This is a genomic window from Peribacillus sp. P4_B1 (assembly GCF_056402395.1).
This window is the reverse complement of record NZ_JBFUHM010000030.1, coordinates 1-18,693: the sequence shown is the minus strand read 5'-3', so window position 1 is coordinate 18,693 and position 18,693 is coordinate 1. Positions and strand designations below refer to the sequence as shown.

The 18,693-nt window shown below is 42.5% G+C and carries 23 protein-coding genes and 1 pseudogene; 21 read left to right on the top strand and 3 right to left on the bottom strand.

Annotated features, from left to right (window positions below):
* Positions 1–2: 2 nt before the first annotated feature.
* From AC1DVK_RS17000 to paaX, 14 genes and pseudogenes are all read left to right on the top strand, one after another.
* A pseudogene (locus tag AC1DVK_RS17000) lies at positions 3–514 on the top strand (NAD(P)/FAD-dependent oxidoreductase); the annotation flags it as partial.
* Between the two features lie 17 nt (positions 515–531).
* A complete protein-coding gene (locus AC1DVK_RS16995) occupies positions 532–762 on the top strand; it encodes a ferredoxin (protein WP_318686418.1) in 231 nt (76 codons plus the stop codon).
* A gap of 131 nt (positions 763–893) precedes the next feature.
* Positions 894–1,850: a 1,2-phenylacetyl-CoA epoxidase subunit PaaA gene (gene paaA / locus AC1DVK_RS16990; RefSeq protein ID WP_410862438.1), complete on the top strand. Its 957-nt coding sequence runs from the start codon at positions 894–896 to the stop codon at positions 1,848–1,850.
* 18 nt (positions 1,851–1,868) lie between these two features.
* Positions 1,869–2,228 carry a 1,2-phenylacetyl-CoA epoxidase subunit PaaB gene (gene paaB, locus AC1DVK_RS16985; RefSeq protein ID WP_061461908.1) on the top strand — a complete coding sequence of 120 codons (360 nt, stop codon included), beginning with the start codon at positions 1,869–1,871 and terminating at the stop codon, positions 2,226–2,228.
* Positions 2,218–3,018 carry a 1,2-phenylacetyl-CoA epoxidase subunit PaaC gene (gene paaC, locus AC1DVK_RS16980; protein WP_477626956.1) on the top strand — a complete coding sequence of 267 codons (801 nt, stop codon included), beginning with the start codon at positions 2,218–2,220 and terminating at the stop codon, positions 3,016–3,018. Before paaB ends, paaC begins: the two co-directional genes overlap by 11 nt.
* 25 nt (positions 3,019–3,043) lie before the next feature.
* Positions 3,044–3,541 carry a 1,2-phenylacetyl-CoA epoxidase subunit PaaD gene (paaD, locus tag AC1DVK_RS16975; protein ID WP_477626955.1) on the top strand — a complete coding sequence of 166 codons (498 nt, stop codon included), beginning with the start codon at positions 3,044–3,046 and terminating at the stop codon, positions 3,539–3,541.
* A 19-nt stretch (positions 3,542–3,560) separates the two neighbouring features.
* Positions 3,561–3,866 (top strand): EthD family reductase, encoded by a 306-nt coding sequence (locus AC1DVK_RS16970; protein WP_034314904.1) that lies wholly within the window; start codon positions 3,561–3,563, stop codon positions 3,864–3,866.
* Positions 3,863–4,639, top strand: a complete 777-nt coding sequence (locus tag AC1DVK_RS16965) for an enoyl-CoA hydratase/isomerase family protein (protein WP_089364442.1) — start codon at positions 3,863–3,865, stop codon at positions 4,637–4,639. Before AC1DVK_RS16970 ends, AC1DVK_RS16965 begins: the two co-directional genes overlap by 4 nt.
* Positions 4,640–4,649: 10 nt before the next feature.
* Positions 4,650–5,423 (top strand): enoyl-CoA hydratase-related protein, encoded by a 774-nt coding sequence (locus AC1DVK_RS16960; RefSeq protein WP_284471593.1) that lies wholly within the window; start codon positions 4,650–4,652, stop codon positions 5,421–5,423.
* Positions 5,424–5,446: 23 nt separating this feature from the next.
* The gene (locus AC1DVK_RS16955) at positions 5,447–6,964 is read left to right on the top strand and encodes an aldehyde dehydrogenase family protein (RefSeq protein WP_410862434.1); all 1,518 of its coding nucleotides are present in this window, start codon (positions 5,447–5,449) and stop codon (positions 6,962–6,964) included.
* A gap of 120 nt (positions 6,965–7,084) precedes the next feature.
* Entirely contained in the window at positions 7,085–7,957 is an 873-nt protein-coding gene (locus AC1DVK_RS16950; RefSeq protein ID WP_477626954.1) for a 3-hydroxyacyl-CoA dehydrogenase, read from the top strand.
* The gene (locus AC1DVK_RS16945) at positions 7,954–9,165 is read left to right on the top strand and encodes an acetyl-CoA C-acyltransferase (protein ID WP_477626953.1); all 1,212 of its coding nucleotides are present in this window, start codon (positions 7,954–7,956) and stop codon (positions 9,163–9,165) included. Before AC1DVK_RS16950 ends, AC1DVK_RS16945 begins: the two co-directional genes overlap by 4 nt.
* Positions 9,166–9,221: 56 nt before the next feature.
* On the top strand, positions 9,222–9,998 hold the full coding sequence (locus AC1DVK_RS16940) for an enoyl-CoA hydratase-related protein (RefSeq protein WP_477626952.1): 777 nt from the start codon (positions 9,222–9,224) through the stop codon (positions 9,996–9,998).
* A gap of 85 nt (positions 9,999–10,083) precedes the next feature.
* Positions 10,084–10,965, top strand: a complete 882-nt coding sequence (paaX, locus tag AC1DVK_RS16935) for a phenylacetic acid degradation operon negative regulatory protein PaaX (RefSeq protein ID WP_477626973.1) — start codon at positions 10,084–10,086, stop codon at positions 10,963–10,965.
* Between the two features lie 98 nt (positions 10,966–11,063).
* Here paaX and AC1DVK_RS16930 read toward each other — a convergent pair whose 3' ends face one another.
* Positions 11,064–11,576 (bottom strand): gamma carbonic anhydrase family protein, encoded by a 513-nt coding sequence (locus AC1DVK_RS16930; protein ID WP_477626951.1) that lies wholly within the window; start codon positions 11,574–11,576, stop codon positions 11,064–11,066.
* Positions 11,577–11,656: 80 nt separating this feature from the next.
* On the opposite strand from AC1DVK_RS16930, the gene AC1DVK_RS16925 reads away from it, so the two are divergent.
* Together AC1DVK_RS16925 and AC1DVK_RS16920 are read left to right on the top strand one after the other, a co-directional pair.
* Positions 11,657–12,622, top strand: coding sequence for an NAD(P)H-dependent flavin oxidoreductase (locus AC1DVK_RS16925; RefSeq protein WP_289320893.1), 966 nt, complete (start codon positions 11,657–11,659; stop codon positions 12,620–12,622).
* Between the two features lie 189 nt (positions 12,623–12,811).
* Positions 12,812–13,438 (top strand): DedA family protein, encoded by a 627-nt coding sequence (locus AC1DVK_RS16920; RefSeq protein WP_477626950.1) that lies wholly within the window; start codon positions 12,812–12,814, stop codon positions 13,436–13,438.
* A gap of 27 nt (positions 13,439–13,465) precedes the next feature.
* Here the strand turns inward: AC1DVK_RS16920 and AC1DVK_RS16915 are convergent, their stop codons facing one another.
* A complete protein-coding gene (locus AC1DVK_RS16915) occupies positions 13,466–13,666 on the bottom strand; it encodes a YjcZ family sporulation protein (RefSeq protein ID WP_457297854.1) in 201 nt (66 codons plus the stop codon).
* 215 nt (positions 13,667–13,881) lie between these two features.
* Here AC1DVK_RS16915 and AC1DVK_RS16910 point away from each other — a divergent pair, with 215 nt between their 5' ends.
* From AC1DVK_RS16910 to AC1DVK_RS16890, 5 genes are all read left to right on the top strand, one after another.
* Positions 13,882–14,625: a metallophosphoesterase family protein gene (locus tag AC1DVK_RS16910; protein WP_477626949.1), complete on the top strand. Its 744-nt coding sequence runs from the start codon at positions 13,882–13,884 to the stop codon at positions 14,623–14,625.
* A gap of 97 nt (positions 14,626–14,722) precedes the next feature.
* A complete protein-coding gene (locus AC1DVK_RS16905; RefSeq protein WP_317777201.1) occupies positions 14,723–14,851 on the top strand; it encodes a hypothetical protein in 129 nt (42 codons plus the stop codon).
* A gap of 206 nt (positions 14,852–15,057) precedes the next feature.
* Complete coding sequence (locus AC1DVK_RS16900) at positions 15,058–15,984, top strand: cation diffusion facilitator family transporter (protein ID WP_284471585.1); 927 nt, start codon at positions 15,058–15,060, stop codon at positions 15,982–15,984.
* A gap of 293 nt (positions 15,985–16,277) precedes the next feature.
* Positions 16,278–16,967 (top strand): response regulator transcription factor, encoded by a 690-nt coding sequence (locus tag AC1DVK_RS16895; RefSeq protein WP_477626948.1) that lies wholly within the window; start codon positions 16,278–16,280, stop codon positions 16,965–16,967.
* 94 nt (positions 16,968–17,061) lie between these two features.
* Positions 17,062–18,384, top strand: a complete 1,323-nt coding sequence (locus AC1DVK_RS16890; protein ID WP_477626947.1) for a sensor histidine kinase — start codon at positions 17,062–17,064, stop codon at positions 18,382–18,384.
* A 37-nt stretch (positions 18,385–18,421) separates the two neighbouring features.
* On the opposite strand, the gene AC1DVK_RS16885 is transcribed toward AC1DVK_RS16890, so the two are convergent.
* On the bottom strand, positions 18,422–18,693 hold a 272-nt coding region (locus AC1DVK_RS16885), incomplete at its 5' end, for an ArsC/Spx/MgsR family protein (protein WP_477626946.1).

The window sequence follows — 18,693 nt, the reverse complement described above, 5'->3', positions numbered from 1 at the left end:
CTGGAAAGGAGGGTGCCATTAGTTGGGTTTTAATGCTCGAGCCTTTCGCAAATCTTGTAAAGATTGCACACCGGAGGGGGAAATTCCGTGCTCATGAACATAGCGTTGAAAACCATGCGAATTCTGACGTTTGGTTTATGACTCCATCTGTCCCGATTGAATTACGTGGAGCAGAAGAAATCGATGTGGTGCTCGAAAACGTGATTGAAGGGGAAGAAGAGATACATAAAACGGATGCCGCTGACTACGGGCTTTGAGTCCGATTAAAGTCTGGAATCTTGATATTGAAAAAATGCGATTGTCGTTAATTCTAGAATGGAAATGAACATTCCGGGGATTTATGCCGCTGGGGATATCTGCATTTATGAAGGGAAAGTAAAGTTGAGCCAGTGGGTTTGGAGAAGCATCTACTGTAATCGGCAATGCAAAGGAACTTATCGATCCATTTTCAAAGGTTCAGCCCCTTCATGGCACAAGCTTAATGGAAAAGAAGAAGGATTTAATCATGAAATAGAGAATGAGGAAGGCATCTTGGCTAAATATACAGTTGTGGATCAAGAAACTTGCATTGCTTGCGGTGCCGCTGCACCGGAAATCTTTGATTACAATGATGATGGAGTGGCATTTGTCATCTTGGATGAACATGAAGGAACTGCAGTGGTCGCAGAAGATTTATTTGATGATCTGGATGATGCACTGGAAGGCTGCCCAACAGAGTCAATTAAAGTGGAATCTTCACCGTTTAAAGTTTTAGTTGATTAAAAGAATCGTAAAATCCCCTTATAATTTCCTTTTATTTCGAAAAAAGAGACGGAATAGTCTTGCATTAAATATAACAGTAAAATATAATAACGTTATATAAACGTTACATTGAGATATGAGAGGTGAATTGGATGAACGTTCTTTTAAATGATATGGCAGAACAAGAAAAACTAAACCAATTTATTGCCAGAATCGAAGCAGGAGAAAAGATAGAAGCGGATGATTGGATGCCGGAAGATTACCGGGGCACACTTATCAAGTTAATATCGATGCATGGCATCAGTGAAATCATGGGAGCGCTTCCGGAAAAGGAATGGGTACCTAAAGCCCCGACTTTAAATAGGAAACTTGGAATCATGGCAAAGGTGCAGGATGAAATGGGGCATGGACAATTATTGCTTCGAGTCGCCGAGGATTTGCTAAAGCCTTACAGTAAAAAACGGGATGACCTTATGCAAGATTTGTTTAAAGGAGATTTAAAGTTTCATAATGTTTTCCATATGGAAGCCAAATCCTGGGGCGATGCGGGATTGATTGGCTGGCTGGTTGATGGGGCAGCCATCATTTCCCAGACGAACATGCTTGGCGCTTCATACGGACCTTATGCCCGAGCATTACAGCGAATTTGCGCGGAAGAAGTTTTTCACGCTCAGCATGGTGAAGCGATAATCATGGCTTTGGCTGAAGGAACGGAAGAACAAAGGGAATTGGTCCAAGACTCCATCAATTATTGGTGGGAATCTTTATTACTCTTCTTTGGACCTCCCAGTAAGAAAGAAGTGGGCACATCCAAACAGGATATTACGATTAAGTACAAAATCAGAACCAGTACGAATGAAGAGCTTCGCCAAGCCTTTTTTTCTAAATATGTGAAGCGGATCCTTTCACTTGGCTTTACCATTCCCGATGAAACACTAAGGTTTGATAAAGAATCGAAAACCTGGATTTACCAACAACCGGATTGGGGGAAATTGAAGGTGTTCGCAAGGAATGAAGGTCCCCGTTCGCAGGATCGCTTAAGTCTTCGAAGAAATTCTTATGAAAAAAATAAATGGGTACGCGAGGCGTTAGCGCCAAAGATCATCTAAGGGAGGGGGAAGGACGAAATGGAAACTAGACAAGAAAATTACTTTGAAGAATTTGAAGTATTTAGCCGTAAAACGCAAACTTCACCCGTTCAATACCACTTCAGCCTGCTGGCCCCCAATGAGGATATCGCCATCATGATGGCACAAGAAAATTTCATGAGACGTGAAGCAGTTGATGATATCTGGGTCGTGAAGAGACAGAATATACGGAAAATGACGATTGAGGAAAAGAAAACGCTTCAACGTATTGATAATAAAGATTACAGGACCACAAAAGGGTATGGATATTTGAAGAAAAAATGGCGGAAGTATGAGCAGGGAATGCTCGATGAAAAAGAGATAATGTCTTGGGCTGGAGGCGTGAAAAATGAAGAATGAATCATTGAAGAACATCGCAATCAAGGAATTGCTACTTCAACTGGCGGACGATGACTTCATCCATTCATACAGAGGTGCAGAATGGCTTGGACTCGCACCGCATATCGAAGAAGATGTTGCATCCGCCTCGATATCCCAAGACACGATGGGGCATGCAGCCATATATTATAAGTTACTTGATGAACTCGGTGAAGGGGATGCGGATAAGTTGGCTCATGACCGTCCCACTAAGGAACGGCGCAATGCGATCATTCTCGAATTGGTCAATGGTCCTGGTTACTATATGAAAGACCCGGATTATGATTGGGCGTTTGCGGTAGTGCGGAATTATTTTTATACCCAAGCCAAAGCAATTAAGGTTCAGTCCCTTCATTCATGTTCATATGAACCGCTTGCTGAAGTGGCACAAAAGGTACAGATGGAACTTTACTATCATTTGATGCACTGGAAAACCTGGTTCGTCCAATTGCTGGGATCTGGTCACGAAGAAGCGGTTTTGAGAATGAAGGCTGCGATTGAGAAAACGATGCCGGATTTCGCTGGCGTATTTTCACTTGGACAATATGGTGAGGAAATGGTGGAGCTTGGCTTGATAGAAGGCGAAGCTGACTTACAGAAGAAGTGGATCGAGGCTATCACCCCAATTTTTGAAAGTGTTGGCTTGGCAGCAACCATTGAAATAGGCATGGCAAGAGGTGATGGTCGTAATGGCCAGCATACGGAGGATTTGGAAAAGGCGTTAGAAACGTTAAGCGAAGTGTACGCTACAGATAGAGCAGCTTCATGGTGAATCAATAGAAAAGGGGAGGGGTATCATGTCGACCGTACAGTTAAACACAGAAGAAATAAATAAACTCCTGGAAGACGTTAAAGATCCCGAAATCGATACAGTAAGTATTCTGGATTTAGGGATGGTTGAAGACGTGACGGTTTCAGGCCAGGACGTTTCGGTAAAAATGCTGCCAACCTTTCTTGGGTGCCCGGCATTGTCAATCATTCAAAAAAATGTGGAAACAGCCCTTCGACAGCTGCCTGCCGTAAAAAATGTAAGTGTGGAATTTTTACGTTCCCCTTCCTGGACATCCGATCGAATTACGGAAAAGGGGAAAGCTGGATTGAAGGTTTTCGGAATATCCCCTCCTCCTAGACAAATGAAAAGTGATGGATCATGGCATGTGGATTGCCCATATTGTGAATCTACATATGTCACGATGGAAAATATCTTCGGTCCAACGGCCTGCCGCAGCATTTTATATTGTAAAGCATGCAAAAATCCGTTCGAAGCGATGAAACCGATGATAAAAATAATCTAATAAATGGAGGTTCTATAAAATGGTAAAGTTAATCGCCCTATACAAACAACCTGAAAACAAGGAAGAGTTCGATGAGCACTATTTCAATGTACATGGTCCGATAACGGAAAAAATTCCCGGTCTTCAAAAAATGGAGGTCACTAAAATTGTAGGGACCCCAATGGGCAAAGACTCTGAATATTACATTCTTTGTGAAATGTATTATGAAGACCATGATGCACTGCAACAAGGAATGCGTTCCCCGGAAGGAAAAGCATCAGGGAAAGATTTAATGGGCTTTGCCGGGAAACTTGTAACGATGATGATCGGCGAAGAAATAAAATGAATGCGCTTCAATTCATTGAAACGTCAATCGCGGATGGCATTGGTTATATCTCTTTAAATCGGCCGAAGCAACTGAATGCCCTTAACAGGAAAATGGTGAGGGAAATAGTTTCAACCATGGAAGAATTCGACCGGGACACACAAGTGAAGGTGATCTTGCTATCGGGAAATGGGAAAGCATTTTCCGCTGGAGCTGATATTGACGAGATGGTGAACGACAATCCAATCAGTATGGAGTTAACGAACCAATTTGCCGATTGGGATCGAATAAGCTTAGTCAAGAAGCCTGTGATTGGTGCGGTGAAAAGTTTTGTATTCGGTGGTGGTTTTGAACTTGCTTTATCCTGCGATTTCTTGATTGCCGCCAGCGATACCCAGTTTTCCTTTCCGGAGGTGACACTAGGGGTCATGCCTGGTGCAGGGGGAACCCAAAGGTTGACGAAATTGGTAGGGAAGACGAAGGCACTTGAATGGATATTGACGGCTGAAAGGATTAAGGCAAAGACAGCCCTGCAATATGGTTTCATTAATAAGATCGTTGCTCCTGAATTGTTAATGGAACAAGCGGTGGATTTTGCTAGAAAGATAGCGAAGCAACCCCCGTTAGCTGTAAGGCTGATTAAAGAATCCGTCAATAAAGCCGTTGATTACCCCTTATATGAGGGCATGCAATTTGAACGGAAGAACTTCTATATTCTTTTTGCATCAGAGGACCAAAAAGAAGGAATGAAAGCATTTGTAGAAAAAAGAGAGCCGGATTTTACAGGCGGATAAGGGGTGCTCTATGTACGAAACCATTAAATATAGGGTTGAAAATGGAGTGGCTTGGCTTACTTTGAACCGTCCTGATAAACTAAATGCCTTTACGTCCCAAATGAATAAGGAAATACAGAAAGCGATCAAAATATCTGCGGGGTCAGATGAAGTGCGGGCCATTATCATTACAGGAGAGGGCAGGGCCTTTTGTTCGGGGCAAGATTTATCGGATGTTGATGAGGGCATGAATTTAGGCCAGATGCTGCGCGAAAACTACGGTCCGATGATGCAGCAAATAGCAAACTGTGAAAAACCGATCATTGCAGCAGTCAATGGAGTGGCTGCAGGGGCTGGCTTCAGCCTGGCACTGGCATGCGATTTCCGGCTTGTTTCCGAAAAAGCCAGTTTTTTAAATGCTTTTGTCAATATCGGATTGATACCTGATTCGGGGAATCTGTATTACCTTTCGCGGATCGTTGGTCATGCGAAAGCCTTGGAATTATCTTTATTGGGGGAAAAGGTCACGTCTAGCGAGGCGAAAAATATCGGGCTCGCTACAAAAGTGATCGGTGTGGAAGAATGGAATGAGCAATTGAAAGCCTTTGCTGAGAATATCGCAAACAAACCAACGAAAGCAATCGGTTTAATAAAAAGATACTTAGAGGCGTCCTATCACCTTTCATTGGACGAATACTTAAAAGAAGAAGCGGAGGGTCAGCGAATTGCTGGCTTAACGAAGGACTATGCAGAAGGTGTGGCAGCATTCACTGAAAAAAGGAAAGCTCAATTCATAGGCAAGTAATATAGAAAAGGGAGTGGGATTACATGGTTAGAGTTCAAGAGGCGGCATTTGAAAAAGCGGAAATGAAGCGTGATTATTATCATCTGATCATTAATGGAGAAAGAGTGGAAAGCTCTGATGGTAGCACGATTGATGCGTACAATCCTGCAACTGGTGAAATCATTGCCAAGGTTGCCAAGGCTACAAAGGAAGATGCAGAAAAAGCTGTTCAAGCTGCACGTGAAGCATTTGATAACGGGAAATGGAAGAAAACTCCGATTAATAAACGGTCTCGTGTTTTGAACAAAATTGCAGCAATCATGCGTTCACGCTTTAATGAATTGGTAGAATTGGAGGTTCTGAACAGCGGCAAATCCATTTCTGCAGCACAAGGCCAAGTTATGCAGGCAATTGAAGATTTCGAGTTTTATGCAGGCGCTTTAGTTGCACACCGCGGATCTGTCAATAATGTACCTGGTCAATTCCATAACTATACGGAAAAAGAGCCAGTAGGTGTTTGTGCTCAAATCATTCCTTGGAATTACCCTATGATGATGGCAGCTTGGAAAATTGCACCTGCAATTGCAGTTGGCTGTTCAGTCATTGTCAAGCCAGCTTCGTTAACGCCGCTGACTGCCATTGTATTAGGGGAAATCTGTTTAGAAGCTGGTGTTCCTTCCGGTGTGGTCAATGTCATTCCAGGTCCTGGATCGGATGTAGGGAATTACCTTGTCGAGCATCCGAAAGTGAATAAGGTGGCCTTTACAGGTTCTACGCCAATCGGCAGGGATCTTATGGGCAAAGCTTCACAAACATTAAAGAGGGTGACATTGGAGCTTGGCGGAAAGTCCCCTAATATTGTCTTTGAAGACGCGGACCTTGAAGCAGCTATCGATGGATCACTATATGGAATTTTCTACAATACTGGGCAATCTTGCGAAGCTAGATCCCGTTTATATGTACACGAAGAGATATACGATGAGTTCGTTGCCAGATTCGTAGAAAAAACAAAGAAATTGAAATTGGGCAATCCACTCGACAAAGAAACACATGTTGGTGCAGTCATAGATCAAGGGCAATTGGATGTCATCGACAATTATGTACAATCTGCCATTGCTGATGGAGCGGAAATCCTGACAGGAGGAAAACCAGCGGTTATTGAAGGCTTCGAAAGCGGTTATTGGTATGAGCCGACGGTCATAGCGAATGTCAATCATGAAATGAATGTAGTGAAAGAGGAAATATTCGGACCGGTCGTTGTCATTATGAAATTCAAAGATGAAAAAGAGGCCGTAAGACTCGCGAATGATACCGAATTCGGTTTGGGGTCAGCGCTTTGGACAAAGGATGGCGGGCGTGCGACTCGAGTGGCAAATCAGATCGAAGCGGGAATCGTCATGGTGAATTGCCCATTCTCCGCATTTCCTGGAACACCATTCGGAGGCTATAAACAGTCAGGATTCGGCCGGGAACTTTGTATTGAAACACTTGATCTTTATACAGAAACGAAAAGCATCATTTCCTATCATGGTAGCCGTCCCTTAAATCCCTTTGGAATTTAATAAAACATAAAATAGGCGGCAGGCTGAACGGTATGTCGGAGAAGTAATTCAGAAATGGATGAATGCTGATCTGATTCACTGCAGCCAGCCCCTATTTATTTTTGAAGGAGGAATGAACGAATGATTAGAAATCTAGTGATTGTCGGATCTGGTGTCATGGGCAGGGGAATAGCCTATGTAGGAGCAACAGGAGGCTTCAATGTAGTGTTGGTGGATGTGAATCAAGATGCACTGGAAAGTGCAAGAATAGAGATCGATACCATTTTTGAGAAGGGTATGCGCTACCAAAAAATCACCCAGGAAGAGGCGGCAGCAGCAAAAAGCAGATTTTCGTATTCTTCCAATTTGAAAGAATCAGCAGCATATGCCGACTTAATCATAGAAGCAGTTCCGGAAAAGGCAGAAATTAAGAGGGCCGTCTTCGAAACGATTGAAGAGCACGCAAAAGAGGACTGCTACTTTGCAACCAACACTTCGACGATGAGCCCTACGGAAATTGGTTCTTATGGAAAGCGTCCCGAAAAAACGATTGCCATGCATTTTTTCAATCCTGTACAAAAGATGCCACTCGTTGAAATTGTACGTGGTCTTGAAACCAGCGATGAAACGGCAGCCATAATAAAAGAGGTTGCCGGTAAAATGGGAAAAGAAACCGTGGTCATTAATGAATTCCCTGGGTTTGTAACCAGCAGGATCAGCTGTTTGGTAGGTAATGAAGCGTTCTTTATGCTTCAAGAAGGTTTAGGTACACCAGAAGAAATCGATAAGGCAATAAAGTTAGGGCTGAATTACCCAATGGGACCATTTGAGCTAGGTGATTTGGTGGGATTGGATGCCCGTTTGAATAATTTAAAATATTTACATAGTAAACTTGGTGAAAAATACCGCCCGGCCCCCCTTCTTGAACAGTACGTTAAAGCTGGCAGGCTCGGCCGTAAGACAGGTAAAGGTGTGTACGATTATACAAAAGATGGCGAGCTGGTGAAGAAATGAAGGATGTTGTGATTATTGATGCTGTGAGAACACCAATCGGAAGATATAAAGGAGCTTTGAAAAGCGTTCGCCCGGATGACCTCGGTGCAATTGTAATCAAGGCGCTGACCAATCGCAATCCAGAGCTGCCGCCAGATCAAATTGAAGATGTCATCTTCGGGAATGCAAATCAAGCAGGAGAGGATAATCGCGATGTGGCCCGGATGTCCGCCCTTTTAGCTGGTCTTCCGGTGAATGTGGCTGGAACGACAATAAATCGTTTGTGTGGATCAGGACTGGATGCCGTCATGTATGCTGCACGCTCCATTGCTGTAGGTGAAGGCGATATTTATATCGCAGGCGGTACCGAAAGCATGACAAGGGCGCCGTACGTCATGGCCAAACCTGAGAGTGAATTTCCGCGGGGGTCAATGGAGCTTCAGGATACAACGATCGGATGGCGCTTCACGAATGAGAAACTTAAAGAAATGTATGGCACGGATTCGATGCCTCAAACGGCTGAAAATGTCGCCCGGCGTTTTTCGGTTTCAAGGGAGGACCAAGATCAATTCGCGTATCAAAGCCAGCAAAAAGCGAAAAAAGCAGTGGAAAATGAGCGTTTCATTAATGAAATCGTACCTGTTCGATATACGGATCGTAAAGGGAATGAAGTCATTGTCGAGAAGGATGAACACCCTCGTCCTGACACGACCATCGAAAAGTTGGAAAAACTCAAACCGATCTTTAAAGACGGCACTATAACGGCCGGTAATGCTTCAGGCGTAAATGATGGAGCCTCGGCATTACTTTTGATGAGTGCAGAAAAAGCACGGGAGCTTGGATTGAAACCTCTGGCCAAATATGTTGTAGGGGCGGTAGCAGGATTAGAACCGTCCATTATGGGCCTTGGCCCGATTCATGCCACTAAAAAAGCATTGGGCAGGGCAAGCTTGACGATTGAAGACATCGGGCTAGTGGAATTGAATGAAGCATTCGCTTCCCAATCCTTGGAGTGCATCCGCCAATTGAAATTGGATCAGGAGAAAGTGAATGTCAACGGCGGGGCAATAGCGTTTGGCCATCCGCTCGGTGCAAGCGGGGCGCGTATTTTAACAACACTTGTTCATGAAATGAAAAAGCGGAATGTACGATATGGTCTTGCAACGATGTGTGTCGGTGTCGGCCAGGGGATATCCGCCATTATAGAAAATATTGAAAATGATGGATGATGGCCCTTAATAGTTGTGCTTGCATAAGGGGCATATTTAAAAAAGGGGGAAGACACATGGCAAATGTCATTTATAAAGTGGAAAATCAAATCGGCTATATAACAGTGAATCGACCCGACGTATTGAATTGCTTCGACTATGGGACACTTTCTGAACTGCAGGAAGTCATCGATGCAGTATATGCCGACGACGATATCCGTGTCGTCATTTTCACGGGTGCAGGGGAAAAAGCATTTAGCGCAGGAGCGGATTTGAAGGAAAGGAAGACTTTGACTGATGCGGAGGTAAGAAGGAACGTTAAATCGATTCGGGATGTTTTTAATAGTATTGCAGGGCTACCGCAGCCAACGATAGCTGCCGTCAATGGATATGCATTGGGGGGAGGATTTGAATGGCTGCTTTCATGTGACTTTGCAATTGCTGCAGAAGGTGTTTCTTTGGGGCTCACTGAAACTAGCTGGGCCATTATTCCTGGAGCAGGCGGTACACAGCGGCTGCCTAGGTTGATTGGGGAAATGAAAGCGAAGGAATTAATATTCACTGCTAAAAAATTGACTGCGGAAGAGGCATGTCGATTAGGGATCCTTTTGAAGGTAGTGCCAAGGAATCAACTTATGTCAGTCTGTGAGGAATTGGCAGCCGATATCATGAAAAATGGGCCGATTGCAGTCAAACAAGCCAAATATGCGATTACCCAAGGAATGAATACAGACTTGCAAACTGGAATGGCCATAGAAGGAAAAGCCTATGAATTGACCATCCCGACTCAAGACAGATTGGAAGCACTCCAAGCATTTAGTGAACGAAGGAAAACGCATTTTACGGGTAAATAATATTGCGGTTTCATTTTAAAAAGATATAATAATAATTATGTCTTCCGTGTGAAATTAGTAACAATGTGAGAATGAGGTGAGAAAAATAGGAACTAATACGCAATCCATGATTTTTACGATTTACGGCGATTATATCCGTAACTATGGAAGTAAAATCTGGATAGGCAGTTTAATTCGGTTATTAAAGGAATTCGGTCATAATGAGCAGGGCGTACGTGTAGCCGTTTCACGAATGGTCAAGCAAGGGTGGATTCAGTCTGAGAAGCAGGGGAATAAAAGCTATTACTTTTTGACCGATCGCGGTGTACAGCGAATGGATGAAGCGGCCAATCGCATATATAAGATGAAACCAAATGATTGGGACGGAAAATGGCGTGTCTTAATGTACACGATTCCTGAAGATAAGCGGCAATTACGGGATGATTTCCGTAAAGAGTTAATATGGAGCGGGTTTGGCAGTTTTTCCAGTGGTTGTTGGATTTCCCCTAATGATTTGGAGAAACAAATCCATCGTTTGACCGAGAAATATGACATTAATGAGTATGTAGACTTTTTCATTTCGGAGTACAAGGGCCCAAAAGAAAACCAATCGCTTGTCGAGAAAAGCTGGCATTTAGAAGAGATTGAAAATAAATATGAAGAATTCATCGAGAAATACAGCAAACAATTCATCGTACATCAAAGCATCATTAGCAGGGGGGAAATGTCCGATGCTGATTGCTTTGTGGAACGAACGAACTTGGTGCATGAATACCGTAAGTTTTTATTTATCGATCCGGGCCTGCCAAAGGAACTGTTGCCTTCAAAGTGGAACGGGAATCATGCTGCTCTTTTATTTAGCCAGTATTATCAAGTCTTGGCTGAACCAGCTAGCCGTTTTTTTGAAAGCGTATTTCAGGAAAACAATGATATATGCCGGAAAGACGAAACCTATGATGCTAAAGATCATCCTCTTATCATCAAGTGAAAAAGAGCTTCAGCCAGTTGCTAATGACGACTTGCCGAAGCTCTTTTCTACATTATTATAGTCAACTAAAGACAACGGGGAAATTCCCTTTGTGATAATTATTCAAGTATCCCTTTGAAGTCCTTTCCTTTTTGAACATATGTATCAATCGAAAGTTGGATCAATTCAAGATCTTTATCATTCAATCTGCGAACCACTTTCCCTGGCGAGCCAACAACCAGCGAACGTGGAGGTATGCATTTCCCGGAGGAAATCAATGTATTCGCCCCGACAATGCATTCCTCGCCGATTTCTACATTATCCAATATCGTTGAACCCATACCGATAATGGATCGTTTGCCAATTTTACAACCATGTAGGATAACGTTATGTCCGACAGTCACTTCGTCTTCAATGACAACTGGGCATCCTTGAAATAAATGAATGGTGGAATTATCTTGAATACTGCATTTTTCTCCTATTGTGATTGAATCTTCATCACCGCGCAGAACGGAGTTAAACCAAATGGTTGATTCTTTCCCAATCGAAATATCACCGATTAAATGAGCGCCGGGTGCAATGAAAACGGTTTCGTGAATAGAGGGTTTCTTATTATTGTACGGAATAATCATAGTCTCGCTCCTTTTGGAAAAGTCAGAATTGTTTTTCTAATGAATATAGTATAACATTAATTGGACAGGGAGGGATTAAAGTGAAATATATTTGTGGACTTTTTTCAATAAAATACCCAATTATTCAAGGCGGCATGGGGAATATAAGCAATGCAAGCCTTGCGGCAGCAGTATCCAATGCAGGGGGCCTAGGGACAATAGGGTGCGGTACCATGAATCCCGAACAGGTAGAAGCCATCATTCTCGAAACCAAAGGTAAAACCAATAACAATTTCTCATTGAACATTCCAATCAATGTTAGTCCATATACAGATGAGTTAATCAATCTTGTCTTTAAGCATGATATACCTGTAGTATCCTTATCTGCAGGAAATCCTGCCCCTTTCATTCCATTATTGCAAAAAAAGAATATAAAAGTGATAGCCATCGTTGCATCGGTCAAGCACGCGCAAAAAGCGCAAGCTGCAGGGGCCGATGTGTTGGTTGCAGAAGGGTTTGAAGCTGCCGGCATCAATTCGAACCTGGAATTGACGACATTTACACTCATTCCGCAAATTAGCAAGCATGTGACGCTGCCAGTTTTGGCAGCTGGCGGAATCGGCAATGGACAGGGGGTGGCAGCTGCATTGATGCTTGGAGCTTCAGGGGTCCAGTTGGGAACCAGGCTGATCGCTACACAAGAGGCACCGTTCCATCCATCATATAAACAGAAATTAATCGATGCGATGGGGGATGATACGTTTATATTGGGCAGATCCGTTGGACAGGTCAGAAGAGTATTGAAGGACCCATACACGGAAAAAGTTCTGGATTTGGAAAAACAAGGACTGTCCCCAATGAATTATCGTGAAATGACCTCAGAAGTCCATCATATTAATGGTGCAATGAACGGGGATGTTAACAATGGTTTTATGAACAGCGGCCAGGTTGCCGGATTGATTGACAATATACCCACGGTTAAGGAATTACTTGATGGCATGATGAAAGATGCAAAAAAACAAATGGAGGATGGATTGAGCAGCCTTTCCACCCCCTTTATGATTTGAGAACTGGCGGAAGGGACCAATCTGATCATTATTGATTCCCATGGTAAACTACCGAAAACTTACATTATGGAAGATTGTGAGTGAATTTGTGATACAATGGAAAATGAACTTTTTGAAATCATGGGGTGCCCTTCAATTTGGGAGTACCCCTTTTCATATGTAATAAAAGGTAGAAAAGGGGAAACCTCCATGGAAACTTTAATAATGGATATAATTGAAGCGTTTAAATCCTTATCCTATTTCGGTGTGCTGCTAGCTCTGACTTTTGAATTCATTCCTGCTGAAATAGTCTTGCCACTGGCCGGATACTGGGTTTATCAAGGTGATATGAATCTATATTTGACTATACTTGCCGGTTCGCTTGGCGGGGTAACGGGCCCTTTGACGCTTTATGCTTTAGGTAAGTATGGCGGGAGACCGCTTGTTTTAAAGTTTGGGAAATACTTTCTGATCAAGGATGAGCAGTTGAACAAGGCTGACCGCTTCTTTAAAAGGTATGGTGGGGGAATTGCCTTCTTTGGACGGTTTGTACCAGGAATTCGTACCGCTGTCTCGCTGCCATGCGGAATATTGAAAATGAGTATTTGGAAATTCATTTTATATACCTATATGGCGATGCTTCCTGTAACAAGCATTTATGTTTATCTAGGGTATAAGTTAGGGCCGAAATGGGAGCAGGCAGGAGCCATCTTTTCACAATATGCTAATTTCTTGCTTATCCCCATCGCAGTTATAGTCATTTGGTTCATTATGAAGACTCAAAATCAAAAGCAAAGACAAAAACTAAGTCAATCAATAACAAAGAAGGCGCCATGATCAGGCGCCTTTTTCATTATGTTATTATTAGCAGAATCCACCGTAGCCGCCACCGTAGCCGCCACCGTAGCCGCCACCATATCCGCCACCGTAGCCGCCGCCGAATCCACAGCTGCATCCAATGATAATCAACAAGATAAATAATACGATCAGCAGTGCAAACCCGTTATCGAAACCGCCGCAACCGCCGCAACCGTCGTCACAACATTCATTTCTATGTCCACCCATTCAATTTCCTCCTCATACATATTATGGAATTGCATACCTAGCAAAACATCTTACCGGGAATACTTCATACTATGTATTATAGGCCGAAGTGTTTGCTTATTCATAAAAAATGGGCGTTAGCAAATCAGGGGAATAAGCCCGAATATTTTTTTGATTTCGTTTAAAATGTTATAATATACCATGCGGATTATGGGGGAAGGGAGCTGAACTTAGTCATGAAAGTGGCCATTATAACGGATGTGCATGGTAATGCTTCAGCGTTAAAAGCCGTTTTAAGAGTTATTGATCAAAGGGACGATATAGATCATATCTATTGTTTAGGAGATATGGTTGGGATTGGCCCGGATACAAATGAAGTCCTTGAGTTATTATTTGCACGAAATGATTTGTCGATGATAACTGGAAATCATGATGAAGCGGTCTTGGCCATCATTAACGGGGAGCCGCATCCGGACGGTCATATTCATGTAAAGGAGCATCATGAATGGATAGCTGAAAGAATGCATCGGAATTTCATAACCAAACTGGAGAAATTGCCTCGCACCATACAGCATATCATTAATGATCACTCCGTTTACTTCACACATTATCACATGGAATCGACGAAATTGGATGAGCACATAAGCCTTAATCCTTTTAGTAAAATCGTTGAACCGAATTTAAATAACTTAGAAATGCTATTTAAAGATCATCATCACGATTTAATTGGATTTGGACATCATCACCCTACCCATCTTTTTAGAAATGACCGAACGATATTCCTTAACCCAGGGTCTCTTGGCTGTAATGGTGAACCAGTTGCTCCTTATGCCATTGTTACGATTGAAAGTAAAGGTATACAGGTTAAGCTTGAAAAAGTAAACTATGATAATTCATCGTTCCTGTTATCGTATAAAAGCTTACAAGTTCCCGAGCATGAATTCATTATCCGGGCCTTCCATGGCGGACAACAGGCCTAATACGTTAATAATTGATGAAATATGGGGAAGAGTCGAGCATAAAGGTACATGCCTGGGGATACGATAATAGCAAAACATATGAAGCTGGAGGTAGGGTATGAAGGAAAAAGAACAGGTAAGTCAAGAGCAAGAAGTTAGGGAACGGCACAATCTTGTCTGTAATAATGAATTGTTTAATAAAGATTTATACGCCATTGTCGATGATACGATGCAAGAGGAAGGATAAACTGGAAAAACGCTGCAGAATTCTCTGTAGCGTTTATTTTTACTTTAAAATGGTTAAAGGCAGATTCTTGATTTACACAAAACGGTCACGGCCAACCTATTTTCAGCACTCTTATCACAGCAGTGAACCGCGAACTGAATCATTTGAAACCATTCTGGATTTATCCCATACTATATATGAGTTTCAAATCCGAGAGGAGGAATGGCATGGGACATCATCATGGTCACTCCGATGAACATGGGCACGGGCACCACCATCATTCTAATAATAAAAAAGCATTGTTGGCATCCTTCTTATTAATCTCCACATTTATGGTAGTCGAGGTTATTGGGGGATTCATGACAAATAGTCTGGCTTTACTGTCGGATGCAGGTCACATGCTTAGCGATGCGGCAGCTTTAGGACTTAGTTATACAGCGATAAGGTTGGGGGAAAGGAAAGCGACATCGTCGAAATCGTATGGATATAAACGTTTTGAAATAATTGCTGCTTGTTTGAATGGATTGACCTTGATTGTCATATCCGTATTCATTTTCATAGAGGCAATTAAGAGGTTCGTGGATCCCCCTGAGGTGCAAAGCTTGGGAATGCTAATGATTTCAATCATCGGCTTACTGGTCAATATCATTGCGGCTTGGATTTTAATGAGCGGAGATAAGGAAGACAATTTGAATGTACGAAGTGCTTTTTTACATGTAATTGGTGATATGCTTGGATCGGTGGGTGCAATTGCTGCCGCGCTCTTGATTTATTTTTTCGATTGGGGAATAGCAGATCCGATTGCGAGCGTCATAGTTGCGGTTTTAATTATTATCAGTGGTATTAGGGTAGTGAGGGATTCTTTCCATATTTTAATGGAAGGCACACCCGACCAAGTCGATATGGATGAAGTGAAGGCATCCTTGCTGGAATTGGCCAGTGTTTCCGAAGTCCATGACCTCCATATCTGGACGATCACCTCTGGTTTTTTGACAATGAGCTGCCATGTTGTCATAGATGCGAGCGGTAATCACGATGCAGTTTTAGCAGAAGCGCAAAAACTTCTTCACGATCAGTTTGGCATTGAACATAGCACGATTCAAGTGGAAAGACAGGAAGTAGGCTGTCCGAATCCACATGAGACATGTAATTGAAAAGGGCTGGCTCATGTTTGAGTCAGCCTCTTAAGAGTGGTTTGTACAAGCAACTTTATATCCCTTTCCATATGACTTTTACAGAATATTTAGAAGCCGATCCTGTTAAAATGAATCGAGATGATTGTAGATAATAAGTTATGGAAAATACTAAGTAAAACATTGGTGAATTTTACTGCGAACATAATCCTGACACATTAAAAGGGTAAGATTGAGGAAAAATGCTCTGATGATTTTAATAATTAGCATATACAAAATTGTTCAACTATAATTCAGGAAGGAGGAATCCTTATATGAAGAAAATTCTTGTAGTAGAAGATGAAATTGCCATATCCATGGTATTGAAAGCATATTTGGAGCGTGAAGGTTTTAATGTAGTCCAAGTATACGATGGACTAAAGGCCATTCCGGTTTTTGAAGAAACAGAGCCAGACCTTATCCTGCTTGATGTCATGCTGCCTGGTAAGGAAGGCTGGGATATATTGAAGGAAATACGGGAGGAAGATACATGTCCGGTTATCATGTTGACTGCACTTACCGATGTCGATTACAGATTATCGGGATTTAAGTCAGGTGCGGATGATTACATCTCCAAACCATTTGTTGCCGAAGAAGTCGTGGCCCGGGTGCATGCCGTTTTAAGAAGATCCTCATCGGTTGTTGCAGAAGGTGATCATGTACATGCGTTTGGGAGTTTAACCATCGATGATCAGTCTTATATGGTGCATTTGGATGGGGAAGAAATTAACTTGACGCCGCGTGATTTGTCGCTGCTCATTTTTTTCGCAAAGCACCCTAATCAAATTTTCACGAGAGAACAGCTGCTCGATCAAGTGTGGGGCATGGATTATGATGGCAGTGACCGTGCGGTGGACCTGGCTATCAAACGAATCAGGAAGGCGATAGATGCATGGCCTGTAACTGAGGGGGAAATAAAAACATTGCGTGGATTGGGGTATCAATTGAGTGTCTATGAAAACTAAAAAAAGAACCACTTTACAACGCTATTGGACTAAGAGATACGTATTGACCTTGATTTCAGGTTTGATATTATTGTCTGTTTTTTCCTTGTGGTGGATGGAAAAAACAGCTTTGGAATATAGGCTTAGCCTGCTTAAGTACTTGGCTGATGAAACATCCGATCGGGCGATAAAGGAAAATGGTCAGATTGTCGTTGGTCCGGTCCTTTCGGAGATTGTTGAGGAAAGGGAGAAAATCCTTCATCTGAACCAACAGCCAATCATCTATATTGTCGACCCTGAAGCCAGAATCATTTATACGATGCCTCAATTGTATATCGATCCGGATGATAATAAACTCCCAGACGTCATTATGAAAAATAGGGAGTTAGTCCAGAAGGTCAAGATTTCCGACAACAAAGTATATGTCGTCAAATCCCCCATTACGTTTAACGATGAGACGAGAGGTTGGGTCGTCATTGCACAGGAAGAAGGGGCATTGAAGGAAATCAACCAAGATCATGGCTTGTTGGCGATCATGATTGGAGGCCTTCTAATTCTGGGGACTGGAGTCATTTATTTTCTTTCCAGGCAGATTTCGCGGCCAATCCAAGATGTAGCTAACGCCGCTGTCCAGGTTCGAGAAGGCAACTATGATATCCATTTCAAAGAGGAAGAGGAAATCAAGGAAGAAGAAATTTATGAACTGATAGAATCGTTTAAGGAAATGACCAATCGATTGAAGGTCATGGAGAAGTTGCGGGCGGAATTGCTTGCAGGTGTAACCCATGATTTGAAAACGCCAGTCACTTCCATTAGCGGACTTATACAAGCGGTTAAGGATGATGTCGTTACGGGAGAGCAAAGTAAGGAATTCCTCGATATTTCTTTAAAGGAAACTCAACGTCTACAAGGTATGATAGAGGATTTACTTAATTATAATGCCATATCGGCAGGTGCTTTTAAAATTCGGGTGCAGAAAGAGAATATCAATATATTCATCAAGGAAATTGCCTATCGCTGGCAAGTGACCCAGGATGATCAAGCGTTCGCTTTTGATATAAAAGTTCCTGATGAACCGGTCTTTGGTCAAATTGACTCATTGCGGATGCAGCAAATCGTCATTAACCTTTTGAATAATGCCAGGCATGCACTTGATGGCAACGGGGAAATAGTGATTCACCTTTATGAAACGGGTGAAGAACGAATCTGCATTGATGTACAGGACAGTGGCCGGGGAATCCCAAAACATGAACAACAATATGTGTTCGAACCRTTCTATCGAGGTGARAACAAAAAGTTGAAGGTACGCGGTTTAGGTYTRGGACTGCCATTCAGYAAGATGCTWGCMAAAGCGCAAAAGGGAGATCTTGTGCTGAAAGAAAGTRATGAACAAGGGACGACGTTTACTATTAGTTTAGAGAAAGCAGATCAGATATAGAAAAAAGGGTTGTCCGCTTTAATGGACAACCCTCTTATTATGCACCGATGTGGGATGGTTGATAATCCAATTGGCTGATTGCATGCCATAACTGAACATGACGGACCTGCCTTGGAAGGAAACGTCCCATTTCTTCTTCGTTATATCCAGCATGCAAGTTCTTATAGTCGAAAATGATCGGACGGCGAAGTAAATCCGGGTTATCTTGAATAAGCTTGCAAAGATCATTAAGTGGTGTACTATTTATATCGATATTCAGGCTTTTGAATTTTTTGGAACGGGTTGAGATGATTTCATCTGTTCCGCCTT

Excerpts from the sequence above, each read along its gene's own strand:
- paaA (WP_410862438.1), top strand. The coding sequence starts at position 894 with ATGAACGTTCTTTTAAATGATATGGCAGAACAAGAAAAACTAAACCAA.
- paaB (WP_061461908.1), top strand. The coding sequence starts at position 1,869 with ATGGAAACTAGACAAGAAAATTACTTTGAAGAATTTGAAGTATTTAGC.
- paaC (WP_477626956.1), top strand. The coding sequence starts at position 2,218 with ATGAAGAATGAATCATTGAAGAACATCGCAATCAAGGAATTGCTACTT.
- paaD (WP_477626955.1), top strand. The coding sequence starts at position 3,044 with ATGTCGACCGTACAGTTAAACACAGAAGAAATAAATAAACTCCTGGAA.
- AC1DVK_RS16970 (WP_034314904.1), top strand. The coding sequence starts at position 3,561 with ATGGTAAAGTTAATCGCCCTATACAAACAACCTGAAAACAAGGAAGAG.
- AC1DVK_RS16965 (WP_089364442.1), top strand. The coding sequence starts at position 3,863 with ATGAATGCGCTTCAATTCATTGAAACGTCAATCGCGGATGGCATTGGT.
- AC1DVK_RS16960 (WP_284471593.1), top strand. The coding sequence starts at position 4,650 with ATGTACGAAACCATTAAATATAGGGTTGAAAATGGAGTGGCTTGGCTT.
- AC1DVK_RS16955 (WP_410862434.1), top strand. The coding sequence starts at position 5,447 with ATGGTTAGAGTTCAAGAGGCGGCATTTGAAAAAGCGGAAATGAAGCGT.
- AC1DVK_RS16950 (WP_477626954.1), top strand. The coding sequence starts at position 7,085 with ATGATTAGAAATCTAGTGATTGTCGGATCTGGTGTCATGGGCAGGGGA.
- AC1DVK_RS16945 (WP_477626953.1), top strand. The coding sequence starts at position 7,954 with ATGAAGGATGTTGTGATTATTGATGCTGTGAGAACACCAATCGGAAGA.
- AC1DVK_RS16940 (WP_477626952.1), top strand. The coding sequence starts at position 9,222 with ATGGCAAATGTCATTTATAAAGTGGAAAATCAAATCGGCTATATAACA.
- AC1DVK_RS16930 (WP_477626951.1), bottom strand. The coding sequence starts at position 11,576 with ATGATTATTCCGTACAATAATAAGAAACCCTCTATTCACGAAACCGTT.
- AC1DVK_RS16920 (WP_477626950.1), top strand. The coding sequence starts at position 12,812 with ATGGAAACTTTAATAATGGATATAATTGAAGCGTTTAAATCCTTATCC.
- AC1DVK_RS16915 (WP_457297854.1), bottom strand. The coding sequence starts at position 13,666 with ATGGGTGGACATAGAAATGAATGTTGTGACGACGGTTGCGGCGGTTGC.
- AC1DVK_RS16910 (WP_477626949.1), top strand. The coding sequence starts at position 13,882 with ATGAAAGTGGCCATTATAACGGATGTGCATGGTAATGCTTCAGCGTTA.
- AC1DVK_RS16905 (WP_317777201.1), top strand. The coding sequence starts at position 14,723 with ATGAAGGAAAAAGAACAGGTAAGTCAAGAGCAAGAAGTTAGGGAACGG.
- AC1DVK_RS16900 (WP_284471585.1), top strand. The coding sequence starts at position 15,058 with ATGGGACATCATCATGGTCACTCCGATGAACATGGGCACGGGCACCAC.
- AC1DVK_RS16895 (WP_477626948.1), top strand. The coding sequence starts at position 16,278 with ATGAAGAAAATTCTTGTAGTAGAAGATGAAATTGCCATATCCATGGTA.